Here is a 26,199-nt window from a genome sequence, read left to right on the forward strand (position 1 = left end):
ACAAAAAAAGGCGGTACACACCGCCTTTTTTATCCATATTTTCTAATCACACCTTCTTGAATCGTCGAGGCAATTAACTCACCTTGTTGATTAAAGAACTGCCCTCGCACCAACCCTCTACCACCACTGGCAGAAGGGCTATCTACTGCATATAAAATCCATTCATCTAAACGGAATGGGCGATGAAAGTACATAGCATGGTCAATGGTGGCTACTTGCATATCCGGCTGTAAAAATGACAAACCATGCGGTTGTAACGCTGTAGGTAAAAATTCAAAATCAGAAGCGTATGCCAGCAAATATTTATGTACTCGCGGGTCATTTGGCATATCACCATTAGCTTTAAACCATACATAACGCTCAGCAAGGGTTACTTCTGGCTTAAACGGATTTTGAAAATTAACCGGTCGCATTTCAATTGGCTTGTCACAAATAATTTTATTGCGAATTTTTTCTGGGATAAGTTCTTTGTGTTCGCGATAAACATCCAATGAGGATGGCAGCTTTTCAGGTCCTGGTACGTTAGGCATCGCCGCTTGGTGAGTCACCCCCTTTTCATCCACTTGAAAAGAAGCAGTCATATAAAATATCGGCTTACCAAATTGAATCGCTTTAACTCTACGGGTGCTAAAACTGCGGCCATCGCGAATGTTCTCTACATCATAAACAATCGGGTGATCAACATCGCCAGGTCTTAAAAAGTATGAGTGCAGCGAGTGCACCTGTCTATCTTCTGCAACGGTTTCTTTTGCAGCAGATAGCGCTTGCCCCATAACTTGACCGCCAAAAACAGCTTTAAAACCAAGATCTTGGCTAGGGCCACGATACAGCCCCTGTTCTATTTTTTCTAACTTCAGCAATGCTAAAAGATCGTTTAGTACCTGACTCATAACACTATTTCGTAATTTCCTAGTATCGCTATAATAGCAAACACCTGTCACTTTAACATTAGCGAGAATAGGTAATGCATTATTGGTTATTTAAAACAGAGCCAAACGAATTTTCTATCGACGATTTAAAAGCAAAAAATGACGAAATTTGGGATGGTATTCGCAACTATCAAGCCCGTAACTTTCTGCGCGACCAAGTGGCGCTAGGCGATCTCGTATTTATCTATCACTCTAGCTGTAAACAACCCGGCATTGTTGGCATTGCTAAGGTAATTAAAACAGCCTTTGCCGATCCTTCTCAATTCGATGCGCAATCAAAGTACTTTGACGCTAAAGCAACACCCGATAACCCAAGATGGATAAGTGTTACATTAGAGTTCGTTGAAAAGTTACGTATTATTCCACTCACCAAACTTAAAGCCGATCAACAATTGGCTGACATGCATTTAGTGCAAAAGGGCAGCCGACTATCAATTCAACCAGTGAGAGAATCTGAGTGGCAATATATACTCGATAATTACACTAGCAATTCACTTAAATAGCCACGTAAACGAGCAGCCAAAGAGTTTATTTAAAGAGTGAATTGATTACCAGAGGAGTGACGTTCGGCATGTTGCTCGATGTTGCAATCATGAAATTGCACCACGATTTACAAGTATACCAAGTAAGCAGATCGGACTAGACAGTATTCTTTTTAATAGTTTAGTATAAGTTGTCTAATTTTTAATTGCGAAAGATTATGTCTGCTTTAACAAATAAGCCTACAGCGGAAAGAAGGCAAGGAGAAGGTGATTTAAATGCCTTTTGGAGCAACTTAAGTTTTGCCCAAAAAGTCGAATTAAATAAATTAAATCGCTATGGTTATCAACTTGCTTTTGCGCGAAAACTAGAAGAAAACTACCTAGCATTCGCAAGATGTGATACTAGCTATGCAACAATCGACTATCTTGGTGAGGTCGATATGGAGCCACATTTTCGCATTCGCTAAAAAAGGCAACCTAGGTTGCCTTTTTATTCATTGTTTAATGCACTATTACATCGATTGCCAATCGACTTCGTCACTGAGCACTCGCTCAACAGACATATAATGCAAAATGTCGCCCTGTTTTATTTCCATTTCTAGTGGCGGATTCAAGTCTAACCCCTCACCGATACGGTTATGCGCTACACCTAAAATGGTCGCATCAAACTGCTTTTTAAAGTGGAAAAATAACACTTCAAATTTAACATTTTGCTTAATATCACCGACTTCCAAACTAAACTGAGTATCACCATGTAACGTTGAAAGCAGCTCTTCTTGAATACGACTTGAACCTGGATCTTGCATCGAGCGAACCAAAATTTCTACCGACTTCGAGCTCGTAGATTCCACGTTTTTACAGTGTTCTCGTAACATCTCACTTTTACTTTCATCAAGAAAGTACGCGCTGATATGACAAGATGAATGCACTAAGCGACTGATTTTCAGCGCTGTAGTAAACGTATGATCATCATCGTTGCCATCAACGATGACTTTATCAGCACCATCAATTGCCACACGCTTAAGTTCATCAACATCAGTGAAACTTGAAAGGCGAACAAAATCCACGTGTGGGTTATCTGAAAACGGATGCGTCATCTGCTCGTCAACGGCCAATAAAATTCGTCGCTCCAGGCGCTTGTTATCAGCCAAAATATAATTAATCATCTTACGTGTGCGCGAAGGATGATAACCAAAAATTAGAATATGTTCGCTTTGTCCTGAATAATCTTTATCGCCCGTCATAGATGCCTTGATTAACCCCGTAATACTTTGTCCAACTTTACCTAACACCACACCAAATAGTGCTAATCCAATAGGAATTTGCACCAAGGCTACAAATAGTTTTCCCCAATCGGAGCTGGGACTTAAATCGCCATACCCAACCGTCGAAGTGGTCACTATGTAGTAATAAATAAATTGATTTATCCCTAATAACTCTGTTTCTTTCGCTGCAAATAAACACACCCAAGTTAAGAGCATATGTGCTGCCAGCAGAGAAACAACCGACGTCCAACTTACGTAGTGAATATGGCGTCGAATAGCTACTAGAATTTTCTTTATAACTAAGTTCATGATAACTATTGTTTATTTTACTAATGATACGCACTGTAGCGCCATCTAATAAGTGGAGCAAGCAGTACGTGAAAATATCTCAGTTTAGATTGCAGTAAAAAAACAGCAAATTGATAGGCAAAATAATGAAACCCGTTCTAGACTTAATTTGAACTGTTAAGTTCGACAAAGGCAAACTCAGCGAAAGCTGATGACGCAAAGCTATCGGTCTAAGGGAGCATTCCTATGATTGCGAAGCTGCCACGATAACAGGTCGGGGGCTATGTAGGCTGCTTCGAAACCATCTCACGAATATAAGAATCATGGGACTTTGGAGCAGCCTTTATTTTAGCAATGCACCCTTACGCTTTTTTCGCCGTTTCGATGTATGCGTCAATCTGTTCTTCGAGTAAATTCAGAGGAAGTGAACCATTTTTCAAAATTTGAAAGTGGAACTCTCTAATATCAAACTCAGCTCCTAACGCTTGCTCTGTCTTTTTACGTAAGCGCTTAATGGTTAACTCACCAATTTTGTATGATAACGCTTGTCCAGGCCACGAAATATAACGATCTGTTTCAGTTTTAATATTGTGCAGCGAAAGCGCAGAGTTATCTTGCATAAAGGTCATTGCGCGCTCACGGCTCCAACCAAACATATGCATACCTGTGTCGACAACTAAACGTGCCGCACGCCACATTTCATAAGTTAAACGGCCAAAATCACTGTAGGCATCTTGGTAAAAACCCATTTCTTTGCCGAGGTATTCAGAGTATAAGCCCCAGCCCTCGCCAAATGCTGAAATATAGTGACTGCGGCGATAACCCGGCACATTTTCTAGTTCTTTATTGAGCGAGATTTGTAAATGATGCCCCGGCACAGCTTCGTGCAATGTTAATGCTTCTAACACATAAAGCGGACGCTTATCTAATCCATATGTATTTACCCAATAATATCCTGGCGCAGTGTCTTTGTTCGCTCCGACATAACGACCTGTTGTATATTTAGGCGCGATTGAGTCTGGCACTGGTGCGACGCCATAAGGTGTGCGTGGTAGCAGTTTAAAAAACTTAGGTAACTGCGCATCTGCTTTTTTCGCTATAAACGAAGCTTCTTTTAATAGTTGCTCAGCCGACTTAGCGTAAAACTGCGGGTCAGTTCGTAAAAATTGTACAAACTCAGCAAAACTGCCGGTAAAGCCAGTTTTAGCAATTACTTGCTGCATTTCTTCTCGAATCCGCTTCACCTCCGCTAAACCAAGCTGGTGTACCTGCTCCGCAGTCATATCAGTTGTGGTGTAATGCTTAACACGATTTTGATAAAACTCACTGCCATTTGGCGTGGTTGAAATACCAATTTCGGCACGTGCATTCGGCGCATATTCGGTTTCAAAGAAAGATAAATAACTTTGGTACGATGGAATCACGCTGTTGCTTATAATCGATTGCGCTTGCGTTTTAAATTTTGCAAAATCATCGTCAGAAATGTGCTCTGGCTTGTTTTTAAATGGCTTATAGAACTCCGACTGTTCTGGGCTTTTTACAATAAATGCATTAATTGAGTCCTCATAACCTAACAGCACTGGTTTTGGCTGAGTGAGCCCTATCGCAATCCCCCTTTTCATCCACGCTATATTCTGCTCAAAATAACGCGGTACATCTGCAAGGCGTTTTAAATAAAGCTGATAATCTTCAACGGTTTTAAAGCTGCTGCGCGAGACCATAAATGACAATGCAGAGTGAAAACCAAACTCAGAGGTTAACGGCATATAGTGTGCATTAAAGTCATACTCATCTATCGTATTTTGTACTTGAGAAACAATAATCGCGTGGTTAATTCGGTTTTGCTCATCCAACGCGTTCACATCAACGGCGTTTAATCGCGCTAAAAACGCAACATTCTTGGCGTGATTATTAGCTAGAAACTCAGGTGATAAATTTGGTAAAAAGTAACCGTTAACACCTTCTTTTTGCTGATACGGATCAACACTTTTACGATACGCCACAATGTCATTCGCGACACTTTCAAACACATTCACGCTCTGCGCTTGCACGCTCGTTGAACTAGGCGCAATGATATCTTGAGTAGATTGGCAGCCTACCAATAAAGTACTAGATAATGTCAACGCAATTAGGGATAAATTGAACGGTTTCATAAACAATAACCAAAATAGAAAATTGACCCAGCATACGCAAATTCAATTTTTAATCTCAACCAATTTGCGACCAAGTAAGTAAATAATTGCAAAAAATCATAAATCACTTAACTCAAAAACACTTAAATCCAATAAAATCAACATAGTAAATACAGTAATCACACACCTTTTATATATCTCACTGAAATCACATCGTGCCACCGGTTAAATTTAAGCTAAATAAAAGCGATTTTTTTTAATAATTAATAGACTTTTCCTATTCCCAAAAGATAAAAATTGTTTTCTAATTACTTTGGACTTCAAGGGATGAAGGTTGCTAGTAATTTAGGGTGAATATTTAAGCAGTAATTAACCACTGAGGTTGGGATTTTATGAAGTACCATGATTCCATGGCACAGGCACAGCAAAAAATGACGGAGGTTTGCTGGTTTTTAGAAAGGTATAACTTACCACCAATTCCGATCAATTATCATACGATCTATAGCTATATCTCAAAATCTCATGATGCGCTGTGCGAAGAAATTGAAGCACTGCTTGCTGCCGACGAAAAATTGGATAGTTACATCCTAGAAAACCTATTTAGCCGCTATTTATCTGAACACGATTCAAGCCAGAAGCAACTTGTTAAAGGTGTGTCAGAAACAATTGACATTATGGATAATTCAGTTGACCAAAGTAGTGATAGCGTAAACAAGTATATCGCCACATTAGATAGCAGTTTAGTTGCCATTGACGATGCAGATATCAGTGAAGCAAAACAGCTTATTGCTGACTTAATTGATGCGAGCTATGAGCTAAAAGGCTCGCAACAACACGTGCATGAATCATTACTACAAGCTAGACAAGAGCTTAAAAATTGCCAGCAGCAACTGCAACAAATTGAAAAGCATCGCCATGTTGATCCACTAACCGGCCTATATAAAGAAACCTACATGGTGGACAAAGCTGCGGTTTGGGTAGAACAAGGTAAATCCCTGTGTGCTATAGCCATTGATATTGATGACTTTAATGATTTTAATGAGAAGTATGGTCAAGCAGTTGGTGATGTTGTAATTGGTAAAGTCGCCAAAAAAATTCGTTCATACGTGCAAGACAGTGGTCTGCCCGTGCGTACTAAAGGCAAAGAATTTATGATTTTACTGCCTGACGTTAGCGTACAAACAGCAAAAGAAATTGCTGAACGCATGCGTTCTGGTGTAGAAAAGCTAAAATTTATAAGCTCTCGCAGTGGTAAGCGCTTACCAACATTAACCGTTTCGTTAGGTATTAGCGAGATGAAAGAAAAAGAGCAAGATCTTAAGCAGTTAACTGCAAGCGCCAGACACTCTGTCGCAAGAGCCAAACTTCAAGGTAAAAATAACGTATTTTATAATACTCATTAGGTTTTATCGCTACAAAGCTATTTGACCTAAAATCGGCGTAAAATTTAATGCAATTGTTACCCAATCGCGTGAGGTAGTGCGAGCTTAAAGCCCTGAAAGCCATCGCTACCTAACTGCTGCGCCCATTTGACCTGTTCTTCAGATTCAAGCTGCTCGCATACCACAACAACACCCAAACTGTGCGCCAATTTAATAATATTCTCAAGAAAGTACCAAGAATCTTGTTTTTGTTCTAACTCACGAATAAAGCTACCATCGAGCTTAACAATATCAACCGGCCACTTCCGCAATGCGAGTAATGTATTGTCTCCGGTACCAAAGTGGTCAATCGCTACTTTAGAACCCAATTTATGTAACTTAGAAATAACCTGCGGTGCAAACTGGCTTTGCGACAGCATTTGCTCATCAAACTCCCAAATTATTGAGGTAAACAAATCAGAGAATTGATGTGCCTGCTCAGCTAACCACGCGTAAAAGGTATCGTCTAATACGCTGTGAACCGATACATTAATACTCACTGGCAAATCCAATTGTCCTTTTACATACCAGCTTCTAATCAAATTAAAAATACGCTTATCGAGTTCGCCACTTGCTGAAAATTGCTCGGCTTTTGATTGCAGTAATAAAGTAGGGATCACTTCGTCTTGGTAGGTGATTTTCGTGAGCACTTCTGAGAACATTAAACTAACTTGATCTGACATCATTACGCTATGCTGCGATAAGCCCAGTGTTGATTCACTAATCGCCATTAAAACACGCTCACGTGTCGCCAGCATATCTGATACTTTTTTAATATGTTGAGACGGTTCATATAGATGATATTTTCTGCGTTCTTTCGCGGCGATTAACACGGCTTCATCTGCCGCTTTCATAACCTCCGACATTGCTTCACCGCTTTGCCATAACACAGCGCCTACTAATACTTCTTTCTTTTGCTGGTATTGCCCTTGCAAACGCGCCAAGTGCGACGCCATATCACTCAAAACTTTAACTAGCTCATCTCGCGTAACATGCTGTAAAACACACGCAAATTCATTGTCGTTTAAGCGAAAAATTCGTGCATTAACACCTTGCTTTGAGTGTGTTTGCAAGGTGTATATCACATCTTCTAAAAAGGACCGCGCTACCGAAAATCCCTCTTTACGACGAACCGTTTCCCACTCACTTAAGCGCACTAATATTAGTGCTCCGCTTTGGTTTTTCTCATCACTTAGCAATTGATCAAATTGCGCGCAAAACAAACGGCGATTACCAAGTTGCGTAAGTTCATCTCTGTATAACGCGTTTTTAGCATGTTCCAAGCGCCGAGTTAGCTCGTTCACCAACTCTTTCACTTGATTTGTCATGCGATTATGGCTCGACATTAACGCATTCATTTCAGACACACTTTGTATCTCAGGTGCCTCGGTAAACTCTTTATTTGCAAGTTTATTGGTGTGTTGATGCAAAGCATCGATCGGGGCTTTTAGCGCGCGAATTGCAATGTGTAAAATAAACCAAGCAAAACAGATAAAAAAAGCAAATACCGCACACACATCTCTAAATGAGCCATAGATATAGTTATTCGCGGGCGACGCTTGTAGCTGCAATTGCACCATGTATTCTTGCTCTGCAAGTGCGAAACTTTGTTGAAATAGTGGACTAGAAACAGACAGGTAATTCGCAAGCCACTTCGGCATAGCCGAGGGCTGTGTAGCACGCTTTTCAATTAAAGTTCTATCAAGATGCTGCACTCTAATATAAGCATATTGATGTAAGCGACTAAAATGCGAAACCTGCTCCGTCAATAACTGGTGATTAGCATTTACAGACTGCGAAATACTTTGCACCAATGTTAACCCCAACAATTCAGTTTGTTCCGCGAGCTGATGTTTCATAAATGCTTTGCTATTGCTCACGGTAAAACTGGTTATCACAATAAAAAGTGAGACCATAATGAAAGCAACAATCACATTAAAATAGGTTTTCAGGGTCATCGAATGTTTTGACTAATTTTTATTCCATAATTCCAGTTTAGTGTGAGATCAATAAAAGTGCCCAATTTAAGCGCTAAGGCACGCTGATGATTGTCATTTCTTATTCCATTCGAGTAAACTAGGGGCGTTAATAATCATAGGATTGAAAATGAAGCCACACGACGAGCAAACTGACTTTGGTTACAAATCTGTTGCACGAGAAGAAAAACAAGGCCTAGTCGCCGATGTATTCCATTCTGTTGCAGCTAAATATGATGTAATGAACGATTTAATGTCGTTTGGTATTCACCGTTTATGGAAACGCCACACAATTGCTTGCTCGGGCGCCCGCGCTGGCCAAACAATTCTTGACTTAGCCGGTGGCACAGGTGATTTAACGGCACGTTTTAGCGATATCGTAGGCCCTGAAGGGCAAGTAGTATTAGGCGATATTAACGATTCAATGCTTAAAGTCGGTCGCGAAAAACTACGTAACCTAGGTAAAGTAGGCAACATTGAATACGTGCAAATGAACGCCGAAGCGTTACCATTTCCAGATAACACCTTTGACCTTATTACAATTGCCTTTGGCCTTCGCAACGTAACCGATAAAAGCAAAGCTCTAGCGTCAATGCAGCGTGTATTAAAGCCAGGTGGTCGTTTGCTTGTATTAGAGTTTTCAAAGCCAATTCACGAACCACTGAGTAAAGCCTACGATTTCTACTCATTTAACTTGTTACCGAATATGGGCAAGTTAGTTGCGAACGATGCTGAATCATATCGCTATTTAGCTGAGTCGATTCGCATGCATCCAGATCAAGAAACGCTTAAGCAAATGATGGAAGATGTGGGTTTTGAAATGACTAGCTACGAAAACCTAACCGGTGGCATTGTGGCACTTCATAAAGGGTTTAAATTCTAAGCTTATGGTGTCGAGCCTAATTTCTGCCGCAATAGAGCAACTGCTTAATCAACTAACCAAGCTTGATGGGCAGTTTGTCTCTGAGTTACATGCAGCAACGCGTAAACAGCTTACCATTGACGTTATCGATATTTCGTTATTTATTACGCTGTTGTTTGATGGTCAACGCTTTCATGTTTTACCAAAAGGCGATAGCCAAAGCGACTGCCTCATTCGCGCAGATTTAAGCACCTTGCTTGAACTCAAACAGCCAGAAAAAGTAACCCAACTAATTCGCAGCGGTAGACTAGACCTTGAAGGTGATTTAAACCTAGCCCAACAATATAGCAAGGCATTTAACGCACTGAACATCGACTGGGCTGATAATTTGTCATCGTATTTAGGTGATGGCCCAGCATACACGCTAGTTAATAGCATTAAACACGCGGTTAGTAACGCAAAAAAGCAAAGCACGGTATCACAGGCAACGTTTACCAGCTTACTGCAAGACGAATTAAAAGTGTCTATTCACCCATTGGAAGCGCAGTTATTTAAACAACAGTGTCGCTCATTACAGCAAAGCTTAGCGCAACTAGAACAGCGTGTAGATAAGCTTTGTAACGCAATTTAAGGGCTTAATTAGTGCATTTTTCACGTGCTTATAAAATTATTAAAACCTTTCTTAATTATGGTTTAGATGAACTAATTCCGGCACACCTGTTTCCTTGGTATGGCAAACTCGCGCGCAGTTGTTTTTTTTGGCTTGGCAATAAACACAAAGATAAAAGTGTCGGTCAGCGTTTGCGTTTAGCCCTTGAGTCATTGGGGCCTGTATGGGTTAAATTTGGCCAAATGCTATCAACTCGCCGTGATCTGTTACCACCTGATATCGCGAAAGAGCTTAGTTTATTACAAGATAATGTCGCACCATTCGACGGCAACAAAGCGCAACAGTTAATTGAACAAGCACTAGAACTCGATAATATTCATCAACTATTCGAACAATTTGAACAAACACCGCTGGCGTCAGCATCTATTGCACAAGTTCATACTGCGCAGCTAAAACACGCAGGTGAGCTACACGAAGTTGTGATTAAAGTTATTCGCCCTGACATTGAAGACGCAATATACTCTGATCTCAAGCTAATGGCGCAACTGGCCAAACTAGTCAGTCAATTTATGCCTGATGGCAAACGATTACGCCCTGTGGAAGTCATTAACGAGTATCGCAAAACCCTGCTAGATGAACTCGACTTACAGCGTGAAGGGGCTAATGCGATTCAGCTTAAACGTAATTTTGAAGATTCAGATAGTCTTTATATTCCGTACGTTTATAGCGACTTAAGCCGCAAAAACGTGCTTGTTATGGAACGCATTTATGGCATTCCAGTATCAGATCTTGAAGCGCTAGAAGCACAAAACACTAATTTACAGCTACTTGCCGAACGCGGTGTTGAAGTCTTCTTTACCCAAGTATTCCGCGACAGCTTTTTCCATGCTGATATGCACCCTGGTAATATTTTTGTATCGCGAGAGCACCCTGAAAACCCAATGTATATTGGTATAGACTGCGGTATCGTCGGTACGCTCAATAAAGAAGATAAACGCTATCTAGCGGAAAACTTTATTGCATTCTTTAACCGCGACTATCGCAAAGTTGCAGAGCTCCATGTTGATTCAGGCTGGGTGCCGGCCGATACAAATGTTGAAGAGTTTGAGTTTGCAATTCGCACAGTTTGCGAACCTATATTCCAAAAACCACTAGCCGAAATATCATTTGGCCAAGTGTTGGTAAACCTGTTTAATACCGCCAGACGCTTTAATATGGAAGTGCAGCCACAGCTTGTGTTACTGCAAAAAACCTTACTTTATATTGAAGGGCTGGGCCGTCAGCTTTATCCGCAACTCGATCTTTGGAAAACCGCTAAACCATTCTTAGAGGAATGGGTAAAACAGCAAATTGGCCCGAAAGCGGTATTATCACAAATTAAAGAAAATCTGCCATTTTGGGGTGAAAAACTGCCTGAAATGCCAGATTTACTCTACAAAGCACTTAAACAACACACTAATTCGAGTGCAAACGTCACAATACAACAATCTAATCGTGCTATAGTCTGGGCAATATTTGCCATGACATTCACATTAACTGGCACAGTATTTTTTGTTACTAATTTCATTATTCCTGCTGCTGCACTGTTTACGGCTGCAACAGTGAGCGCTTGGCGAGCTTTGCGACATTCAAGCAATCATTAGGTATAATTTAACCATCTACTGATTTGGAGAACATATTATGGGTATTGGTGGTATTAGCATTTGGCAGCTACTTATTATCTTGGCAATTATCGTATTACTGTTTGGTACTAAAAAACTGCGCGGTATTGGTAGTGATTTAGGTGGCGCTGTTAAAGGGTTTAAAAAAGCAGTTTCAGATGAAGACAAACAATCTGACGCAATTCAAAACAAAAGCGAAAGCGATAAAGTTACCGACAGCGAAAAAAAGCACGATAAGGTTTAAATAATGGGCTTTTGGGAGCTATTTGTTGTTTTAGTTGTAGGCCTAATTGTACTTGGCCCTGAACGCTTACCTACTGCGGTACGCTCAGTTGCGCGCTGGATAAAAACGGTCAAACAAATGGCAACAAATGTACAGGCTGAAATTAATGAAGAACTGCGCGTTCATGAATTGCACCAAAACTTAAAGAAAGCAGAACAACAAGGTATGGATAACTTGTCGCCAGAGCTAAAACGCTCGGTTACTGAACTTTCAGAAGCGGCGCAATCGGTAACTCACAGTTACAAAAATACCGAACAAAATACAGAGCAAGCGCAGAACAGCAATAATGACCAACAACCAAAGTAACGTTGAACCAGCGCCAACCTTTATTAGTCACCTAGTAGAATTACGCAACCGACTAATGCGAGCACTCGCATCCATTTTGTTAATATTTTTAGCATTGGTTTATTTTGCTAATGATATTTACGAATTCGTTGCAACACCGCTTATTTCGCACTTACCCGAAAATGCGAGCATGATCGCAACCGATGTTACGGCGCCGTTTTTTGCGCCATTCAAACTCACATTGTTCGCTGCGTTGTTTTTAGCCTTCCCGTTTATTTTGCATCAAATTTGGGGGTTTATTGCGCCCGGCTTGTATCAAAATGAAAAGCGCGCGCTAATTCCAATTCTGGCAGCCTCAGTAATTTTATTTTATGGCGGCATTGCCTTTTGTTATTACCTTGTAATGCCAATTGTACTGGGATTCTTCACTGGCATTGGTCCTGAAGTAATGACCATTACACCCGATATCAGCAGTTATTTAAGCTTTGTCTTAAAGCTATTCTTCGCGTTTGGTATTGCGTTTGAAATTCCTGTCGCCATTATGCTGCTGTGTTGGAGCGGTGCGACAACAAAAGAAAAACTAAAAGAAAAGCGACCTTACGTTGTCGTTGGCGCATTTGTTATTGCGATGTTCTTAACGCCACCAGATGTTTTATCGCAAACATTGTTGGCTATTCCCATGCTAGCCCTTTTTGAGTTAGGCTTACTGCTAGCAGGATTTTATCAAAAGAACACAGACCCTGAAGAGGCTAAAAACTAAAATGAAAAAGTTATCTATTGTTTTATTCTCACTACTTACTTTGCCGCTAAGTGCAGAAGAAATTAATACACAGGCATTAAAAGCATGTAGTTTTATCGAAAATGATTTTCAGCGCTTGCAGTGTTATGACCAAGTTGTTGCAGGAAAAGAGCTTACAGCAGCAAAAGCGAACAACAATAAAAAAGCTAAGCCTGACTCAAAACGCACATCAACTAACAACGAAAACCTGGCCAAACCGAAAAAAGACAACTTTGGCCTTGAACACAAAAAGCTTGATAAAGAAACTGATGAAATTACTTCGGTTGTAGTTAGCGTTAAGAAAAAACCACATGGCGAACTTATGGTAACGTTAGAGAATGGTCATGTTTGGCATCAAATAGGTACAGAATACTTCTCAGTTAAAGAAGGTGAGACTGTTATCATTTCTCGTGGTCTTTTTAATTCATTTACGATGAAAGTTGAGGGTAGAAATAGAGGCATTAAAGTAAAACGTAAATAGTCGTATGCGTTACTTTGATATCGGTGTAAACCTCAGCAGCGAGCAATTTGCCAAAGACAGAGCAGATGTAGTTTGCCGTGCCCAATCTGCAGGCGTTGAAAATATGCTGCTAATTGGATCAAACATTGATGATAGCCACCAAGCTATTGCGCTCGCCCACACCTTTAATCTAACAGCAAGTGCGGGCATTCACCCGCATGATGCGAAAACAGCACAAGGCAATTATTGCGAAACCATCGCGTCACTGGCAAGTGATAGCGCCGTGGTTGCAATTGGTGAGTGCGGCCTCGATTATAATCGAGACTTTTCACCACGCGACAAACAGCGCGAAGTATTTGCCGCGCAAGTAGCACTGGCAAATAAGCTTAATAAACCACTTTATATGCATCAGCGTGATGCGCACCAAGACTTTTTAGCAATAGTAAAAGAAGCCGAAGTGCCAGGCGTTGTGCATTGCTTTACTGACAGTGAGCAAGCGTTAGAGGCTTACTTAGAACTTGGTTTTTATATTGGCGTTACGGGTTGGCTGTGCGATGAACGCCGTGGAGATACGTTGCGTCAATTATTGCCACAAATTCCGCTCGACAAGCTGTTGTTTGAAACCGATGCACCGTATTTGTTACCACGCAATATAAAACCTCAGCCAAAATCTCGCCGCTGTGAACCAATGCATATTACACATGTTGTTGCACAAGCCGCTGAGTTGTATGGGTTACCTCTAGAAGTTGTCGCTGATGCAGCATTTAACAATGCGCATAAACTCTTTACCTTGGAAGTAAGTGCATGCGACTGATCTTGTTTATTTGCCTGTTATTCTCATGTGCACTGCAAGCAAATACCTTAAATACTAAATTAAACGGATACACGCAGTTAGTATTTGACTACAGCCTAGTACCAAGTGATTCTCCTGAGAAAATCCCAGTACATACCTGGCAACGTGTTGAATCAGGGCAAGTCAATCTTGGGTTGGGTAATTCACCTGTTTGGCTGAAATTTAAGATAAATAATAGTACACAGATGCAGCAAGAGCTCTTTTTGTTTAACGCATTTGTTCATATCGATAAGCTCACGTTGTATCAAAAAGGCAACAACTTAGCGCAAACCCAGCTTACACTTGGTGATAGCATGCCGATTAAAACGCGCTATTTAAAAGATGCTGATCAGATATTTAAACTCAGTCTGTCACCAAATACACATTATGAATACTATATAAAAGCTGAAACAGCAGGTGTAATGAAGCTTAACTTATCGCTTTGGCAGCACGATAAGTACATTGAGAAAAAAGCCAAGTTCAACCTAATTATGGGGCTGATATTAGGAGTGATGTTTGCATCATCGCTGATTTTATCTGTGCTGTTTTTAATTACTAAAAAGCAAAGCTTTGCCCTTGCAGCAGTGTTTAATATTTGCGTTTGGTTTTTATTTGCGTGGCTACTCGGCTATGTTTATCGCTATATTTCTGACCAAAGCTTTTGGTTAATTCATACCATTATTCCGGCGTTAACCATCTTTGTACTCGTCCCATTAAACATTCTTACCGAACGAATTTTAGGGCTACATAGCCTTGCAAAGCCACACGTTGCCTGTTTGCGCATTACGCTTGGTATCAGCTTAGCTTTAGTAGTTATAACACCTTTTTTAAGCTACACCATAGCCCTTACTGTGGCGGTTATCTTTGCGCTTATTCATGTACTTATTTTGTTACTAGTAACCGGCATTCGCGCGCAGAAAAAAGACACCAAAGCACAATTACTTGTAGTGTGTATTTTACCGCTGCTAATCACCCTTTTGTATAAAGGCGCATTGCTCTTTTCTTACAGTATCTACTTTAGCCAGCTTATGGTGGTGTTTGGTGTAAGCTATCTAATTAGCTGTATTGCTCTTACATTAATTGCAATTAGCCAATATATTCAACAGCGTGATATTAAGGTAAGTCAGCAACAAAAACGCCTTGCAGAAGCGGAAGCTAACGAAGCCATTCAGAGTGAAACGATTCGCTTACAAGAGTTACACCAAGAAGAATTAGAAAGTAAAATACAGCAGCGTACTTTTGAGCTAGAAGTGACCCTTAGAGAACTACAAGAAAAGAACCTTGAGCTTGAAGAACTAAATACACTTGATGCATTAACTGGGCTGCGTAATCGCCGTCATTTTGATAAGAAAATCACCATGGAGTTTCGTCGCTCCCGCCGTGAGCAAACACCTTTAGCTGTAGTGATGTTGGATATCGACCATTTCAAACCAATCAATGACGAGTATGGTCATTTAGCGGGTGATGAAGCGATTAAGTATGTTGCAGCGAGTATCAAAGGGGCATTGCGTCGTCCATCTGATATCGCATGTCGCTATGGCGGTGAAGAATTTGCCCTGATTTTACCAAATACCGATAGCCAAGGTGCTAAGTTAGTATCTGAAACCATTCGTCAAAATATTGCAAAACATGCGATAAAAACCAGCTCTGGTGATGTAAAACTGACGATTAGCGCCGGCATATTTAGCAAGGTTGCCGATGCAAGCTTAGATCCAAATCAATATACCGACTGGGCAGATAAGGCACTCTATAGCGCCAAGCAGCAAGGTCGAAATCGTGTTTTTATTGCCGATTCAACCCAGTCACCCAAAGACCCCGAGGAGTTATAATGGCCCAATCAGGTTTAGATTTATTCCCATATTCACGCATGCGTCGTATGCGTAAAGACCCTTTCTCACGCAAATTAATGCAAGAAAACGTACTTACAACGGCCGATTTAATTTATCCAGTATTTGTATTAGAGGGAAAAAGTCGTCGTGAAAAAATTGATTCTATGCCAGGAATTGAACGTCTTTCGATAGATTTACTTATTGAAGAGGCAAAAGAACTTGCTGCACTTGGTGTACCTGCAATCGCAATCTTTCCAGTGACTCCAGCAGATAAAAAATCACTTGAAGCAGAAGAAGCGTACAACCCTGAAGGACTAGCACAGCGTACCGTTAAAGCACTCAAGCAAGCAGTGCCAGAAATAGGCGTCATTACTGATGTTGCACTCGACCCTTTTACGGTACACGGTCAAGACGGCATTATTGATGAAGACGGTTACGTACTAAACGACATCACAACAGACATTCTAGTTAAGCAAGCACTGTCTCATGCCGAGGCAGGAGCAGATGTTGTTGCCCCATCAGATATGATGGACGGACGCATTGGTGCGATTCGTGAAGCATTAGAAGATGCCGGTTTTATCAACACGCGCATTATGGCTTATTCGGCAAAATATGCTTCGAGCTACTATGGTCCATTTAGAGACGCAGTCGGTTCTGCTGGTAATTTAAAAGGTGCTGATAAAAAGACCTACCAAATGGATCCTGCTAATTCAGACGAGGCACTACGTGAAGTCGCATTAGATCTGCAAGAAGGTGCAGACATGGTGATGGTAAAACCTGGCATGCCTTACCTTGACGTGGTACGCCGCGTAAAAGATGAATTTGGCGTACCAACCTTTGCCTACCAAGTAAGCGGTGAATACGCGATGCACATGGCGGCAATCGAAAATGGTTGGTTAGCTGAAAAACCAATCGTTATGGAGTCATTACTTGCTTTTAAACGCGCTGGCGCCGATGGCATTTTAACCTACTTCGCTAAGAAAGCTGCGATTTGGTTAAACGAAAAAGACTAGATTAAACAAACAGAAAAGGGCGCTAAGCGCCCTTTTTTATTGTTGCCAGCAAAATTATCGCCGCGCAGCACAATTTAATAGCCCCTAATGCAGCACCATAATAAAACCATAGCAGAGTATCGCAAGCACAAGGCCTGCGCCTGCGCGCTGCAAATAAACCAACTTCATTTCTCGCTTAATCCAATAAAAATACATAAACTGCAAAAAACAGGTTGCCGTTGCGCCAAAACAGGCAAATAGGCATAAATAGATCACTTGCAACATCGCTGTCTCAGCTCAAAATAAAAATTTATATCTAATAACTATAATGGCTAATCGCTACTAAACACAACGTTTTTAATTAAACCCCTTGTTCTTACTTGCTTAAACCAAAATTAAAGTCGGTATATAACTAAAAGGAATATAGCTAGATTTAAAGTTATTTTTTTCTTTCTAAGCTCTTCTCTATGCTCCATGCTAAATCTTTGCCTGTAACGCAATCAGCCTGATAACACAGCGCAAAATTATCGCTTTCTTAGGGGACAACACGTGGACTATTTTCCAATTTTTACCAAGCTTGAAAATAAGCCTGTATTAATTGTTGGTGGTGGTGATGTAGCACATCGCAAATGCCAAGCTATGCTGCAGGCTAATGCCAGCATTACCCTTGTTGCGCCTGAGTTTTGTGCGGAATTAATAGCGCTTAGTAACGCTAAAAAAGTAACCCTTATCCACGATTACTTTATTGAGCAACATGTTAACAACCATAGCTTGGTGATTGCGGCGACCGATCTTGAAAATGTTAACAAAGCCGTTTTTGATGCCGCTGAAGCAAAGAATATTTTCGTAAATGTGGTTGATGACCAACCTAAGTGCAACTTTATTTTTCCATCGATTGTGGATCGTAGCCCTATTACGATTGCCATTTCGAGCGCAGGCAAAGCGCCGGTGCTTGCGCGTCGCATACGTGAAAAACTTGAAACCATAATCCCACAGCATATTGGCCCATTAGCGCAGCTTGCGGGTAACTTCCGCGATAAAGTAAAAAGCCAGTTAGATAGCTTTAGCAAACGCCGCATGTTTTGGGAAAAAGCATTTACGTCAGATGCAGTAGCGCAAGTAGCAAAAGGTGATATTGCTGCTGCAGAACAAACCTTTGAAAACATCTTAGCTGGTGACAACCAGTTGAGCGGCGAAGTGTTTGTGGTTGGTGCCGGCCCTGGTGATCCTGAGCTTTTAACGATAAAAGCACTGCAAGCAATGCAAACTGCGGATGTTATCGTATACGACTATTTAGTGTCTGACGAAATTATGGCACTGGTGCGTAAAGACGCAGAGCTGGTGTGTGTTGGCAAACGCTTAGGTAATCACAGCGTACCGCAAGATGAAATCAACCAAATCTTGGTTGAGCTTGCTAAACAGGGTAAAAAAGTATGCCGTTTAAAAGGCGGTGACCCATTTATCTATGGTCGCGGCGGTGAAGAAGTACAAGAGCTGGCAAAGCACCAAATTGCGTTTCAAATTGTACCAGGCATTACTGCCGCAGCAGGCTGCTCGGCATATGCGGGTATTCCGCTTACGCACCGCGATCATGCGCAGGCAATTCAATTTGTCACAGGCCATTGTAAAAAAGAGGGCCAAGAACTTGATTGGCAATCTCTAGCGAAAGCAAATCAAACTCTTGCAGTTTACATGGGTGTAATTAAATCGCCGCATATTCAAGCAAAACTGATTGAATATGGGCGCGCACCTGAGACGCCTGTAGCGATTATTGAGAATGGCACACGTAAAGAACAGCGTGTGGTAACAGGTGAACTCAATGACTTGGCAAATTTAATTGAACGCGAGCAAATTAAATCGCCAGCATTACTGATTATTGGTGAAGTAGCCAACCTTAGCAAAGAGCTTGCTTGGTTTGGTAATTCACAGCAGTCACATTTGTCGAGCAGCCAGCTGCTCACCAATGCGGCATAAAGAATTTAGAATTAACTTTACGTTTTAGGACAAAATCATGGCATTAACCCATCTTCAGCAACTAGAAGCTGAAAGTATTCAAATTATCCGCGAGGTTGCGGCTGAGTTTGAAAACCCTGTGATGCTTTACTCAATTGGTAAAGATTCATCGGTGTTATTGCACTTAGCGCGCAAGGCTTTTTACCCAGGCAAAATTCCTTTTCCACTACTGCATGTAGATACCGATTGGAAATTTCGCGAAATGATCGAGTTTCGTGACCGCTTAGCAAAAGAATACGATTTTGAACTAATTGTGCATAAAAACCCGGAAGGGATTGAAATGGGCGTTGGCCCGTTTACTCACGGCTCTTCTAAGCACACTGACATTATGAAGACTCAAGGCTTAAAGCAAGCGCTTGATAAGTATGGCTTTGATGCTGCATTTGGTGGTGCGCGTCGTGATGAAGAAAAATCACGAGCAAAAGAGCGTGTATATTCGTTCCGTGATAAAAATCACCGCTGGGATCCTAAAAACCAGCGCCCGGAACTTTGGAGCAACTATAACGGCCAAGTAAATCCAGGTGAAAGCATTCGTGTATTCCCACTATCAAACTGGACTGAACTTGATATTTGGCAGTACATCTACCAAGAAAACATCGAAATTGTGCCGCTTTACTTATCGGACAAGCGCCCTGTTGTTGAACGCGATGGTCTACTGATTATGGTTGATGACGAACGTATGCCACTACATGAAGGCGAAGAGCCAGAGCTACGCTCTGTACGTTTCCGTACTTTAGGCTGCTACCCACTAACAGGTGCGGTTGAGTCAGAAGCAAATACCTTAACTGGCATCATTGAAGAAATGTTGTTATCAACATCATCTGAGCGCGAAGGCCGTGCAATTGACCACGATTCGTCTGGTTCTATGGAAAAGAAAAAACGTGAGGGCTATTTCTAATGTCGACAGCAAATGAAGTAAGAGAATTAGGTATTGAGCAATACCTATCGCGTCAACAAGATAAAAGCTTATTGCGTTTATTAACCTGTGGTAGCGTAGATGACGGTAAATCAACACTAATTGGCCGTTTGTTACACGACAGCCATCAAATTTATGAAGATCAGCTAGCTGCACTTCATAAAGATAACGAAAAAGTAGGTAATGCGGGTGAAGAACTAGACTTAGCACTACTCGTTGATGGCCTGCAAGCAGAGCGCGAGCAAGGTATCACAATTGACGTTGCTTACCGTTATTTCTCAACCAATAAGCGTAAGTTTATTATTGCTGATACACCAGGGCATGAACAGTACACGCGCAACATGGTAACCGGTGCATCTACCGCAGATCTAGCGATTATTCTGGTAGACGCCCGCTACGGTGTGCAAGTGCAAACCAAACGTCATAGCTTTATTTGTGATTCACTGGGTATTAAACAGTTTGTTGTAGCGATCAACAAAATGGATATCGTGGATTTTGATGAAGCCGTTTACAGCAAAATTCAGCAAGACTATTTAGACTTTGCAGAGCAGCTAAATGTAGAAGACATTCGCTTTATTCCAATGTCAGCACTAAAAGGTGACAACGTTGTAACACGCTCTGAGAAAACACCGTATTACACGGGCGCTCCGCTGCTTGAGTTACTTGAAGACTCGCCTGCGGCTGCAGCAAATACTGAGTTTGAAGCGCGTTTACCAGTACAACTAGTTACACGCCCTAACCTCAATTTCCGAGGTTTCCAAGGCACGTTAGTAGCCGGTGGATTAACAGTAGGCGAAGCAGTTAAAGCGCTACCTTCGGGTAAAGCTTCAACGGTAAAAGAAATCGTAACTTTTGATGGCAATTTAGAGCGCGCGGAAGCTGGACAAGCTATCACTTTAACACTTAACGATGAAATTGATATCAGTCGTGGTGATGTAGTTGTGCCAGCAAATAGTACGGCTAAAATTTCAAACCGTCTGCAAGCAAAATTAGTATGGATGCACGAAGCACCGTTAGTATTAGGCAAAGAATACAGTGTTAAGTTGGCAACTAAGAAAACAACTGCAAAAGTCGTTGCGATTGACCACACTATCGATGTTAACACGCTCGCACACGGTCAGGCAGACAGCCTTCAGCTCAATGAAATCGCTATTGTTACAATTGAAATTGATGAACAAGTGCTCGCTGACGCTTATGTTGCCAATCGTGAAACTGGCTCATTTATCTTGATTGATCGCCTATCAAACCTAACAGTTGCGGCTGGTATGATTGAACAAGTACTTGACACTGCCGATACACAACAAGCACCATCTAATTTTAGTGCCTTTGAAGTTGAGTTTAATGCATTAGTGCGTAAACACTTCCCTCACTGGCAAGCAATTGATATTTCAAAGCTATAAGTATGTATCAGCAAGTCAGCCTTAGCCTTATTATGTTCGTTTTAGTCGCCTGCCTATTTGGCACGCGACTAAAACCTGCGTGGGTTTTTGCTGGTGCAATTAGTGTGAGTTATTTAGCAGGTCTGATAAATTTAGAAGGCGTGCTAATTAACTTCACTAACCCATCCCTTATTACACTTGTGTTGTTGATTTTAATAAGTATTGGCATCGAAAAAACAGCGTTTGTTCGTAAACTGTCAACTTCCTTAGCAAAAGGAAGCTTATCAAAGTCAGTCACTAAGTTAGGCTTATCAACCGCCTTTTTATCGTCATTTACCAACAATACTGCTGTGGTAGCAAGCCTCATTTCTGCAGTAAAAGAAAACAAAACCCATGCCCCGTCAAAGCTATTGTTGCCTTTGTCGTATACGGCAATATTGGGTGGCACACTCACTTTAATTGGTACTTCAACTAACCTTATTGTCAATGGCTTTGCAGTTGAAGCTGGTATGGAGCCTCTCGGCTTTTTTGACTTCACCTTGGTTGGTTTGGCGGTTTTAAGTGCTGGTTTAATTGCAATTTTGCTGTTATTAAAATTTCTGCCCAATTATCAAGAAGCCGACGATGAAGTCACACCGTTTTACCTCGAAGGCAAAGTAAAGGCCAGCTCTAAATTAATTGGCAAAACGGTTGAAGAGAACGGTTTACGTGAATTAAAAGATATTTTCTTAGCCGAGATTATACGCGGTGAAAAACGCATTGCCGCAGTAACGCCAAAGCAAGTAATTAAAGCCGGTGATATTTTACTGTTTTCAGGTGATTTAAAATCGGTGCCGTTATTAAAACAGTTTGACGGATTAGAAGTTATCCATGATAAACACGAAATGGCAGTTGAGCACTTTGTTGAAGTGGTTATAAGTCATAGCAGTTCGTTGGTTGGACAAACTCTTAAAGATGCTAACTTCCGTAAGGAGTTTAAAGCAGCAGTAGTGGCTATACGTCGCGGCCATAGTCGCTTAGAGGGTAGTTTTGCCAATATTCAATTACAAGCTGGCGACAGCCTTATTTTAGCGCCAAGCAGCGACTTCCAATCAAACAAAAAGCTCAAACGCGAATTCGTTTATATCTCAGGACTCGACTTACAAAGCCACCTCGATGAAAAACAGTCTCACTGTGTGTTTGCGGGTTTTATTGCGGTAATTGGCCTAAGTATTTTTGATATCGTGCCGTTGGTAAAAGGCCTCATTGTACTACTCATAGGCTTTATGTTATGGGGCGTAGTCTCAGTCGGTGAAATAAAACGTCGTTTTCCAATCGAGTTAGTTGTTATCGTCGGCAGTGCCATTGGTCTTGCCAAATTGATGATCGATACTGGTGTGGCGACGCAAATATCAGAGTTTGTATTAAGTTTAGTTGGTCAATTTGGCCCGTATACAGCGCTTGTGGTTATATTCTTACTAACCCTACTGTGTACTGAACTTATTACCAATAATGCAGCAGCTGCACTGTCGTTCCCTATCGCCTACTCATTAGCAATTGGCTTTGGCGTGAGCCCTCTGCCATTTATAATGGCTGTAGCGTTTGGCGCATCAGCTAGCTTTATTTCACCGTTTGGTTATCAAACAAATCTAATGGTGTACAGTGCAGGCAATTATCAAGTTAAAGATTACATTAAAGTTGGCATTCCAATGTCGCTGGTTTACTCCATTACGGCACTGATCTTTATACCTATTGTTTTTCCATTTTAATTAACGGATTGTAGAACCCATTATGAGTGACGAAAATATCGTTTGGCACAACTACCATGTTGAGAAATCAAACCGCGTAGCGCAAAAAGGCCATAAGCCATGCATTTTATGGTTCACAGGTCTTTCAGGTTCAGGGAAAAGCACCGTTGCTAATACCCTTGAAACGGCACTTCATGAAATGGGAGTACACACATACTTGCTCGATGGCGACAATGTGCGCCATGGTCTTTGTGGTGATTTAGGATTTAGCGATGAAGATCGCCAAGAAAACATTCGCCGCGTGGGTGAAGTTGCTAAGTTAATGGTCGATGCAGGGCTTGTTGTACTGAGTGCATTTATCTCACCATTTCAGGCCGAGCGCAAAATGGTACGCGAGCTAGTAGATGGCGGTGAGTTTATTGAAGTATTTCTAGATACCCCGTTAGCAGTATGTGAAACGCGTGATCCGAAAGGTCTTTACAAAAAAGCGCGTGCAGGTGAGATTAAAAACTTTACAGGTATCGATTCAACTTATGAAGCACCAGAATCACCTGAGATATCACTGGATACAGGCGCAAATAAAGTTGCCGATTCAGTAAACCAAATAATTGCTGAACTAAAACAGCGCAATATTATATAAATTACTTTTTCTCGACTTGTTGTAGCAAGTCGAGAAATTTCTTCTCTACAAAATCTTTTTCTTTTACTAGATGGGTTAATCGCTCTTCCGCTTCTAACAATTTTTGCTGTAATTTTTTCGCTTCTTCTGTATCGGGATTATCTGCGCCTTGCGCCATTAACTGTTGAATGACTTGGTCTTGCTCTGCCATTTGCTTTTTGTATTGCTGCAGCGCTCTTTTTAAATTGTTATTTTCGTCACTACTTGAAGTTGTTGAGGGGTTTGATGTTAATTGCACGTATTCTCGTTCTAACTGTTCAAACTGCTCGCTAATTTTTTTGTTTTCTTTGGTTAAACGCTCAACTGTGTCGTACTGAGAGTAAAGTTTTTCGCGGGTAATTTTTAGCTTTTTCACACTGGAGTCTAAATCACCTTTCAGCTTATGAATTAATTTATGAGCTTTTTTTAAACGCGCATTCAAATCATCCATTGATGCTTTTTCTTCTTTACTGATGTGATCTGACGTCGATGCTTTAATATTAGCAAGTTGATTTTCTAGCCCTTGTTGCACACGAATTAACGCATCGAGTGTATCGCGGTTATCAGCGCTGTAATTGAGCGCCATCTCAATTGAATCTTGATATTCCGCGATCAATTTATCGTCGATATGAGAACCATTACCACCCGCTTTATGTGCGAATTTTCTAAACTCTCGAAGGATCAGCCATAAAATAACAAACCAACCCAAAAGAATAAGCAAGCCTAGGTCCAGCGCGAGTATTTCTAAAACTTTGAATGAGGTTAAACCTGGGATATTCATAACTTCTCCAGTAAGACAGTGAGTTAAGTATAGTCTTGATTATTTTTTGCGACTATACTGAATGAATTATCTACAATTGCAGATGTTAATTTTGAGAATACTTGTTGTAGACGATAGCAAAGCGACTCTTGAAATTGTAAGACGCTCGCTTGAAGGTTTTGGTTATCGTCACCTTTCAATAAAAAAAACAAATAATCCGATTGATGCACTTGCCATCATTGGGCAGTGGCAACCTCATATTTTACTGACTGATTGGAATATGCCCGAGCTCAGCGGAATTGCATTAATAAAGGCGATTCGTAAAAAGCAGTTAAATACGCAAATCGGTATGATCACCACCATCGACGATACAAAGCAACTCGAACAAGCACAAAAAGCGGGAGCTGATTTTGTACTCAGCAAGCCATTTGATGACCAAGAGCTTTACGAAAAATTACTGCCTTTAGTGCAAGGAGTAGAACAAAGCGAGATTATACTCGACGAGATAGAAGAGCTTTCAGAAGGGCTGGCACTGCCTAACCTTGATCAACTCGAAAAAAGCTTGGTAAAGCTCACATCTTCAGAATTAACAATAAACACTATCAAAGCACAGGTATTTGATGAATCTAAACTGCCCTGTATTATGGCGGTGTTTGAAGACTGTGAAACACAAAAAGTACGTTCAGTGGCCTTACTCGATATTTATGCCGCGTGTACCTTGGCAAAAGGCAACCCAAACGTAACAAATGGGCATATTCAGCGCGTTATTAAAACCAAACGCCCAAGTAAATATGTGATGGAAACCAGCCAACAGATACTGCAAAAGGTCGCTGTGGCATTTCTTGACCATCAAAGCCGAAAAAGCTTACGCTTAAAAAGTACTAACTTTATCGACCAATCCTTTCCCAAATTAGAGAGCCTCTACAAGACACCCACTAATCGGCGACTTGATATCTCGATACAAATCCCCCCTTTGGCTCAAGGTCGAGTAACTATAATTGGTTTTTAAACCGTAAGAAAAACAAAAAGGGCGCCGTTAGGCGCCCTTCTACATCTCAAATCAACTGATTAGAACATCCAAGATGTTGGGTTCTCGATTGGCTCGTTTTTGTCCAGCGCTTTAAGCCCTTTAACACAACGTACAATTAGCCAAACAAGGTAAAATAGAATGATTGCGAAACCGATTACAACAACAGATAGAATTGTTCCAATCACAACATACAATAAGCCAATCCAGAACGTACGGATTTGATACTGATAATGTGTTTGTAGCCATTCTGGTGCATCTTTCTTATTAACATATGCCATGATCACGCCGATCAAACCTGTAATACCTAAAATAATGCTCGCTAGGTAAAGTACATAGTTAATTTTAGCGCCATTTTTTGCCGACGCATCTTGCTTTTCGTTAGTTTCAACTACCTGGTCAGTCACCTTTTATCTCCTTATGATGAACTTATTTGTTGCCAGAATGCTTAATTTACAAGCATCTGAAATTATTGCAATAAGAGAATCACTGGGCGGAGCTGTTAAGATAAAAAACTGTCTGAAAAACAGTAAACTATAATTCTACTGCTTACTTGTATCGATATTCAGTTAGACCGTAATTTAGATTTATTGCACTGTACTTGCGTGGCTTTATTGCAACAACTAAAGGCAGC

At 41.0% G+C, this 26,199-nt stretch carries 26 protein-coding genes and 1 riboswitch; of the genes, 19 read left to right on the plus strand and 7 right to left on the minus strand.

Annotated features, from left to right (window positions below; all coding sequences use genetic code 11):
- Positions 1–29: 29 nt before the first annotated feature.
- Positions 30–890, minus strand: a complete 861-nt coding sequence (gene tesB / locus ACXAFE_RS13410) for an acyl-CoA thioesterase II (RefSeq protein WP_475153391.1) — start codon at positions 888–890, stop codon at positions 30–32.
- 74 nt (positions 891–964) lie between these two features.
- On the opposite strand from tesB, the gene ACXAFE_RS13415 reads away from it, so the two are divergent.
- Together ACXAFE_RS13415 and ACXAFE_RS13420 are read left to right on the plus strand one after the other, a co-directional pair.
- Positions 965–1,432: an EVE domain-containing protein gene (locus ACXAFE_RS13415; RefSeq protein WP_475153394.1), complete on the plus strand. Its 468-nt coding sequence runs from the start codon at positions 965–967 to the stop codon at positions 1,430–1,432.
- 197 nt (positions 1,433–1,629) lie between these two features.
- Positions 1,630–1,878, plus strand: coding sequence for a hypothetical protein (locus ACXAFE_RS13420; RefSeq protein WP_010561489.1), 249 nt, complete (start codon positions 1,630–1,632; stop codon positions 1,876–1,878).
- Positions 1,879–1,923: 45 nt separating this feature from the next.
- On the opposite strand, the gene ACXAFE_RS13425 is transcribed toward ACXAFE_RS13420, so the two are convergent.
- Together ACXAFE_RS13425 and ACXAFE_RS13430 are read right to left on the minus strand one after the other, a co-directional pair.
- On the minus strand, positions 1,924–2,985 hold the full coding sequence (locus tag ACXAFE_RS13425; protein ID WP_105173150.1) for a potassium channel family protein: 1,062 nt from the start codon (positions 2,983–2,985) through the stop codon (positions 1,924–1,926).
- Between the two features lie 160 nt (positions 2,986–3,145).
- Positions 3,146–3,230, plus strand: a riboswitch (cyclic di-GMP riboswitch).
- Positions 3,231–3,326: 96 nt separating this feature from the next.
- Entirely contained in the window at positions 3,327–5,117 is a 1,791-nt protein-coding gene (locus ACXAFE_RS13430) for a DUF885 domain-containing protein (protein ID WP_475153398.1), read from the minus strand.
- Between the two features lie 371 nt (positions 5,118–5,488).
- Here ACXAFE_RS13430 and ACXAFE_RS13435 point away from each other — a divergent pair, with 371 nt between their 5' ends.
- Positions 5,489–6,499 carry a GGDEF domain-containing protein gene (locus tag ACXAFE_RS13435; RefSeq protein ID WP_100914340.1) on the plus strand — a complete coding sequence of 337 codons (1,011 nt, stop codon included), beginning with the start codon at positions 5,489–5,491 and terminating at the stop codon, positions 6,497–6,499.
- A gap of 56 nt (positions 6,500–6,555) precedes the next feature.
- Here ACXAFE_RS13435 and ACXAFE_RS13440 read toward each other — a convergent pair whose 3' ends face one another.
- A complete protein-coding gene (locus ACXAFE_RS13440; protein WP_475153401.1) occupies positions 6,556–8,376 on the minus strand; it encodes an EAL domain-containing protein in 1,821 nt (606 codons plus the stop codon).
- A 247-nt stretch (positions 8,377–8,623) separates the two neighbouring features.
- Here ACXAFE_RS13440 and ubiE point away from each other — a divergent pair, with 247 nt between their 5' ends.
- From ubiE to hemB, 10 genes are read left to right on the plus strand one after another with little or no spacing between them, the layout of a single operon-like run.
- Positions 8,624–9,376, plus strand: a complete 753-nt coding sequence (ubiE, locus tag ACXAFE_RS13445; RefSeq protein WP_100914342.1) for a bifunctional demethylmenaquinone methyltransferase/2-methoxy-6-polyprenyl-1,4-benzoquinol methylase UbiE — start codon at positions 8,624–8,626, stop codon at positions 9,374–9,376.
- A 4-nt stretch (positions 9,377–9,380) separates the two neighbouring features.
- The gene (locus ACXAFE_RS13450) at positions 9,381–9,986 is read left to right on the plus strand and encodes a ubiquinone biosynthesis accessory factor UbiJ (protein ID WP_475153404.1); all 606 of its coding nucleotides are present in this window, start codon (positions 9,381–9,383) and stop codon (positions 9,984–9,986) included.
- An 11-nt stretch (positions 9,987–9,997) separates the two neighbouring features.
- Positions 9,998–11,608, plus strand: coding sequence for a ubiquinone biosynthesis regulatory protein kinase UbiB (ubiB, locus tag ACXAFE_RS13455; protein ID WP_475153406.1), 1,611 nt, complete (start codon positions 9,998–10,000; stop codon positions 11,606–11,608).
- A gap of 37 nt (positions 11,609–11,645) precedes the next feature.
- Complete coding sequence (gene tatA, locus ACXAFE_RS13460; RefSeq protein ID WP_010561481.1) at positions 11,646–11,870, plus strand: Sec-independent protein translocase subunit TatA; 225 nt, start codon at positions 11,646–11,648, stop codon at positions 11,868–11,870.
- A 3-nt stretch (positions 11,871–11,873) separates the two neighbouring features.
- Entirely contained in the window at positions 11,874–12,215 is a 342-nt protein-coding gene (tatB, locus tag ACXAFE_RS13465; protein WP_100914345.1) for a Sec-independent protein translocase protein TatB, read from the plus strand.
- Entirely contained in the window at positions 12,196–12,954 is a 759-nt protein-coding gene (gene tatC / locus ACXAFE_RS13470) for a twin-arginine translocase subunit TatC (protein ID WP_475153411.1), read from the plus strand. The genes tatB and tatC overlap by 20 nt, the downstream gene beginning before the upstream one ends.
- 1 nt (position 12,955) lies before the next feature.
- Positions 12,956–13,453, plus strand: a complete 498-nt coding sequence (locus ACXAFE_RS13475) for a type VI secretion system-associated protein TagO (protein ID WP_475153412.1) — start codon at positions 12,956–12,958, stop codon at positions 13,451–13,453.
- Positions 13,454–13,457: 4 nt separating this feature from the next.
- Positions 13,458–14,246 (plus strand): TatD family hydrolase, encoded by a 789-nt coding sequence (locus ACXAFE_RS13480; RefSeq protein ID WP_475153413.1) that lies wholly within the window; start codon positions 13,458–13,460, stop codon positions 14,244–14,246.
- Positions 14,237–16,093, plus strand: coding sequence for a sensor domain-containing diguanylate cyclase (locus ACXAFE_RS13485; protein WP_475153415.1), 1,857 nt, complete (start codon positions 14,237–14,239; stop codon positions 16,091–16,093). The genes ACXAFE_RS13480 and ACXAFE_RS13485 overlap by 10 nt, the downstream gene beginning before the upstream one ends.
- Positions 16,093–17,106 (plus strand): porphobilinogen synthase, encoded by a 1,014-nt coding sequence (gene hemB / locus ACXAFE_RS13490; RefSeq protein WP_475153416.1) that lies wholly within the window; start codon positions 16,093–16,095, stop codon positions 17,104–17,106. Before ACXAFE_RS13485 ends, hemB begins: the two co-directional genes overlap by 1 nt.
- Positions 17,107–17,190: 84 nt before the next feature.
- Here hemB and ACXAFE_RS13495 read toward each other — a convergent pair whose 3' ends face one another.
- Positions 17,191–17,370, minus strand: a complete 180-nt coding sequence (locus ACXAFE_RS13495) for a hypothetical protein (protein WP_138631491.1) — start codon at positions 17,368–17,370, stop codon at positions 17,191–17,193.
- Positions 17,371–17,634: 264 nt separating this feature from the next.
- Between ACXAFE_RS13495 and cysG the strand changes: the two genes are divergently transcribed.
- Genes cysG through cysC form a run of 5 tightly spaced genes read left to right on the plus strand, consistent with a single transcriptional unit; the run spans position 17,635 to position 23,760 of the window.
- Positions 17,635–19,059: a siroheme synthase CysG gene (gene cysG, locus ACXAFE_RS13500; protein ID WP_475153418.1), complete on the plus strand. Its 1,425-nt coding sequence runs from the start codon at positions 17,635–17,637 to the stop codon at positions 19,057–19,059.
- A 37-nt stretch (positions 19,060–19,096) separates the two neighbouring features.
- Positions 19,097–19,996: a sulfate adenylyltransferase subunit CysD gene (cysD, locus tag ACXAFE_RS13505; RefSeq protein WP_475153419.1), complete on the plus strand. Its 900-nt coding sequence runs from the start codon at positions 19,097–19,099 to the stop codon at positions 19,994–19,996.
- Positions 19,996–21,414: a sulfate adenylyltransferase subunit CysN gene (cysN, locus tag ACXAFE_RS13510; protein WP_475153421.1), complete on the plus strand. Its 1,419-nt coding sequence runs from the start codon at positions 19,996–19,998 to the stop codon at positions 21,412–21,414. The genes cysD and cysN overlap by 1 nt, the downstream gene beginning before the upstream one ends.
- Before the next feature lie 2 nt (positions 21,415–21,416).
- The gene (locus ACXAFE_RS13515) at positions 21,417–23,141 is read left to right on the plus strand and encodes an SLC13 family permease (RefSeq protein WP_475153423.1); all 1,725 of its coding nucleotides are present in this window, start codon (positions 21,417–21,419) and stop codon (positions 23,139–23,141) included.
- 22 nt (positions 23,142–23,163) lie between these two features.
- Positions 23,164–23,760, plus strand: coding sequence for an adenylyl-sulfate kinase (cysC, locus tag ACXAFE_RS13520; RefSeq protein WP_475153424.1), 597 nt, complete (start codon positions 23,164–23,166; stop codon positions 23,758–23,760).
- A gap of 1 nt (position 23,761) precedes the next feature.
- Here cysC and ACXAFE_RS13525 read toward each other — a convergent pair whose 3' ends face one another.
- Complete coding sequence (locus ACXAFE_RS13525) at positions 23,762–24,559, minus strand: chromosome partitioning protein ParA (protein ID WP_475153426.1); 798 nt, start codon at positions 24,557–24,559, stop codon at positions 23,762–23,764.
- Positions 24,560–24,641: 82 nt separating this feature from the next.
- Between ACXAFE_RS13525 and ACXAFE_RS13530 the strand changes: the two genes are divergently transcribed.
- The gene (locus ACXAFE_RS13530; protein WP_475153612.1) at positions 24,642–25,547 is read left to right on the plus strand and encodes a response regulator; all 906 of its coding nucleotides are present in this window, start codon (positions 24,642–24,644) and stop codon (positions 25,545–25,547) included.
- A 59-nt stretch (positions 25,548–25,606) separates the two neighbouring features.
- On the opposite strand, the gene ACXAFE_RS13535 is transcribed toward ACXAFE_RS13530, so the two are convergent.
- Positions 25,607–25,972 (minus strand): DUF4870 family protein, encoded by a 366-nt coding sequence (locus ACXAFE_RS13535; RefSeq protein WP_010561467.1) that lies wholly within the window; start codon positions 25,970–25,972, stop codon positions 25,607–25,609.
- Between the last annotated feature and the right edge of the window lie 227 nt (positions 25,973–26,199).

Source organism: Pseudoalteromonas sp. ABV4_021 (assembly GCF_056159365.1).

Coding starts and splice junctions, on each gene's coding strand:
- tesB (WP_475153391.1), bottom strand. CDS start 890: ATGAGTCAGGTACTAAACGATCTTTTAGCATTGCTGAAGTTAGAAAAA.
- ACXAFE_RS13415 (WP_475153394.1), top strand. CDS start 965: ATGCATTATTGGTTATTTAAAACAGAGCCAAACGAATTTTCTATCGAC.
- ACXAFE_RS13420 (WP_010561489.1), top strand. CDS start 1,630: ATGTCTGCTTTAACAAATAAGCCTACAGCGGAAAGAAGGCAAGGAGAA.
- ACXAFE_RS13425 (WP_105173150.1), bottom strand. CDS start 2,985: ATGAACTTAGTTATAAAGAAAATTCTAGTAGCTATTCGACGCCATATT.
- ACXAFE_RS13430 (WP_475153398.1), bottom strand. CDS start 5,117: ATGAAACCGTTCAATTTATCCCTAATTGCGTTGACATTATCTAGTACT.
- ACXAFE_RS13435 (WP_100914340.1), top strand. CDS start 5,489: ATGAAGTACCATGATTCCATGGCACAGGCACAGCAAAAAATGACGGAG.
- ACXAFE_RS13440 (WP_475153401.1), bottom strand. CDS start 8,376: ATGAAACATCAGCTCGCGGAACAAACTGAATTGTTGGGGTTAACATTG.
- ubiE (WP_100914342.1), top strand. CDS start 8,624: ATGAAGCCACACGACGAGCAAACTGACTTTGGTTACAAATCTGTTGCA.
- ACXAFE_RS13450 (WP_475153404.1), top strand. CDS start 9,381: ATGGTGTCGAGCCTAATTTCTGCCGCAATAGAGCAACTGCTTAATCAA.
- tatA (WP_010561481.1), top strand. CDS start 11,646: ATGGGTATTGGTGGTATTAGCATTTGGCAGCTACTTATTATCTTGGCA.
- tatB (WP_100914345.1), top strand. CDS start 11,874: ATGGGCTTTTGGGAGCTATTTGTTGTTTTAGTTGTAGGCCTAATTGTA.
- tatC (WP_475153411.1), top strand. CDS start 12,196: ATGACCAACAACCAAAGTAACGTTGAACCAGCGCCAACCTTTATTAGT.
- ACXAFE_RS13475 (WP_475153412.1), top strand. CDS start 12,956: ATGAAAAAGTTATCTATTGTTTTATTCTCACTACTTACTTTGCCGCTA.
- ACXAFE_RS13480 (WP_475153413.1), top strand. CDS start 13,458: ATGCGTTACTTTGATATCGGTGTAAACCTCAGCAGCGAGCAATTTGCC.
- ACXAFE_RS13485 (WP_475153415.1), top strand. CDS start 14,237: ATGCGACTGATCTTGTTTATTTGCCTGTTATTCTCATGTGCACTGCAA.
- hemB (WP_475153416.1), top strand. CDS start 16,093: ATGGCCCAATCAGGTTTAGATTTATTCCCATATTCACGCATGCGTCGT.
- ACXAFE_RS13495 (WP_138631491.1), bottom strand. CDS start 17,370: ATGTTGCAAGTGATCTATTTATGCCTATTTGCCTGTTTTGGCGCAACG.
- cysD (WP_475153419.1), top strand. CDS start 19,097: ATGGCATTAACCCATCTTCAGCAACTAGAAGCTGAAAGTATTCAAATT.
- cysN (WP_475153421.1), top strand. CDS start 19,996: ATGTCGACAGCAAATGAAGTAAGAGAATTAGGTATTGAGCAATACCTA.
- ACXAFE_RS13515 (WP_475153423.1), top strand. CDS start 21,417: ATGTATCAGCAAGTCAGCCTTAGCCTTATTATGTTCGTTTTAGTCGCC.
- cysC (WP_475153424.1), top strand. CDS start 23,164: ATGAGTGACGAAAATATCGTTTGGCACAACTACCATGTTGAGAAATCA.
- ACXAFE_RS13525 (WP_475153426.1), bottom strand. CDS start 24,559: ATGAATATCCCAGGTTTAACCTCATTCAAAGTTTTAGAAATACTCGCG.
- ACXAFE_RS13530 (WP_475153612.1), top strand. CDS start 24,642: ATGTTAATTTTGAGAATACTTGTTGTAGACGATAGCAAAGCGACTCTT.